Raw genomic sequence first — 2540 nt, 5'->3', positions numbered from 1 at the left:
CCCGAACCCCTGCTGCCGGGCGGCGAGGATCGCCCGCCCCGCGGCGCCCCGGTCCAGCGGATGCCGGAAACCCGCCCGGTAGGCCACGTGGTAGTCCGTCCACGTGGGTTCCACGACGGCCACGGCCAGAGCCTCGGCCCCGTCCACCAACGTGAGGTGGGCCGTCGCCCCGATGTCCTCCGCGAGCGACCGCAGCGCGGGCAGCGCGGCCTCCCGTACCAGCGGATGCACCTGCCGGCCGAGTCGCAGCACCCCGAGCCCCACCCGGGCACGGCCACCGAGATCGCGTCGTACGAGGGCGTGCTGCTCCAGCGTGGCCAACAACCGGTACACGACGGTCCGGTTCACGCCCAGTTTGTTGGAAAGCTCGGTGACGGTGAGCCCGTGGTCCGTGTCGGCCAGGAGCTTGAGGACACGCAGTCCCCGGTCAAGCGTCTGAGAGGTCTCCGCGGTCACGACGCCCACTCCTCCAGGTGGTGAGGTCGGCAGCCCCCTCGCGGCGGTTGCGTCACCGAGTCCCGTCAGTGACGCGCTTCAGAGGCCGCCGATCGGCCGGCGGCCCGGTCTCTTTCCGGGCCGCGTCGCTTCACGGCTGCGCTCCGCGGCGGCGCTGCCACGGGGCGTGTGCGTAGCGGGACAGTAGCGAAGCGGGTTCGCTCAGCGGAAGCCTCCGTCCAGAATCCGGGCATCAGCCGGTACGGACCACTCCGTTTGTCCTGATACGTACGGTCGGTTGCCGACCGCCGGGGCAGGTGTCCCGCCGTCACCGCATCCGGGTGGCCCACTCCTGCACCTTGGCGATCCGCTGCCGCAGCTGCCCGGCCGTGGCCTCGGCGCTCGGCGGCCCGCCGCAGACCCGGCGCAGCTCGGTGTGGATGACGCCGTGGGGCTTGCCGCTCTGGTGGACGTAGGCGCTGACCATGGTGTTGAGCTGCTTGCGCAGCTCCATCATCTCCTTGTGGGAGACGACGGGCCGCCGCTCGGCGGGCAGCTCCAGCAGGTCCGCCTCGGTGTCCGGTTTCTTGCGGCTGTGCGCGATCTGCCGGGCCTGCCGCTTCTGCAGCAGGAGCTGCACCTGGTCGGGTTCGAGGAGGCCCGGGATGCCGAGGTAGTCCTGCTCCTCCTCGCTCCCCGGGTGCGCCTGCATGCCGAACTCGGCGCCGTCGTAGAGCACACGGTCGAAGACGGCCTCGGACTCCAGCGCCTCGAAGGCGAACTGCTCCTGCTCGCCGGTGTCCTCGTCCTGCTCCTTGTTCGCCTCCTCCATCTCCTTCTCGGACTCGGCGTACGGGTCCTCCTCGCCCTCCTTCTTCGGCTTGTCGAGGGCGTGGTCCCGTTCCACCTCCATCTCGTTGGCGAAGGTGAGCAGGTCGGGCACGGTCGGCAGGAACACGGAGGCGGTCTCGCCGCGCCGCCGGGACCGTACGAAACGGCCGACGGCCTGGGCGAAGAAGAGGGGCGTGGAGATGGTGGTGGCGTACACGCCGACCGCCAGCCGGGGGACGTCGACGCCCTCCGACACCATCCGCACGGCGACCATCCACCGGTCGTTGCTCTCGCTGAAGTCGTCGATCCGCTTGGACGCGCCGGCGTCGTCGGAAAGGACGAGAGTCGCCTTGCTGCCGGTGATCTCGCGGATCAGCTTGGCGTAGGCGCGGGCGGAGTCCTGGTCGGAGGCGATGACGAGCGCCCCGGCGTCCGGGATGGCCTTCCTCACCTCGGTGAGCCGCTGGTCGGCGGCGCGCAGCACACTCGGCATCCACTCACCGCGCGGATCCAGGGCCGTACGCCAGGCCTGGCTGATCGCGTCCTTGGTCATGGGCTCGCCGAGCCGCGCGGCGATCTCGTCACCGGCCTTGGTCCGCCACCGCATCTGCCCGCTGTAGGAGAGGAAGATGACGGGCCGCACGACGTGGTCGGCCAGCGCGTTGCCGTACCCGTAGGTGTAGTCGGCGGCCGACCTGCGGATCCCGTCGTTGCCCTCCTCGTACGTCACGAAGGGGATGGGGTTGGTGTCGGACCGGAACGGCGTACCGGTGAGGGCGAGCCTGCGGGTGGCCGGCTCGAAGGCCTCCAGACAGGCCTCGCCCCACGACTTGGAGTCACCGGCGTGGTGGATCTCGTCGAGGATGACGAGGGTCTTGCGCTGCTCGACCCGGTTGCGGTGCAGCATGGGCCTTACGCCCACACCCGCGTACGTGACGGCGACGCCGTGGTAGTCCTTGCCGAGCGGCCCGGCGCTGTACTCGGGATCCAGCTTGATCCCTATCCGCGCCGCCGCCTCGGCCCACTGCTTCTTCAGATGCTCGGTGGGCGCGACGACGGTCACCTGCTGCACGACGTGGTGGTGCAGCAGCCAGGACGCGAGCGTGAGCGCGAAGGTCGTCTTGCCGGCCCCCGGCGTCGCGACGGCCAGGAAGTCACGCGGCTGCTCCTGGATGTACTTCTCCATCGCCCCTTGCTGCCACGCACGCAGCTTGCTGGCGGTGCCCCAGGGGGCCCGCCAGCAAGCTGCGTGCGTGGCAGCAAGGGGCGATGGA

Annotated in this window: 2 protein-coding genes; both read right to left on the bottom strand. The window is 70.6% G+C overall.

Annotated features, from left to right (window positions below):
- On the bottom strand, window positions 1–456 hold a 456-nt coding region (locus EHS43_RS42340), incomplete at its 3' end, for an IclR family transcriptional regulator (RefSeq protein WP_125195785.1).
- Between the two features lie 307 nt (window positions 457–763).
- A partial coding sequence (locus EHS43_RS42335; RefSeq protein WP_148104272.1) for a DEAD/DEAH box helicase occupies window positions 764–2540 on the bottom strand: 1777 nt, incomplete at its 5' end.

The organism is Streptomyces sp. RP5T (genome assembly GCF_003933965.1).
Lineage (GTDB): Bacteria > Actinomycetota > Actinomycetes > Streptomycetales > Streptomycetaceae > Streptomyces.
This window is presented reverse-complemented; position numbering and strand designations above follow the sequence as displayed.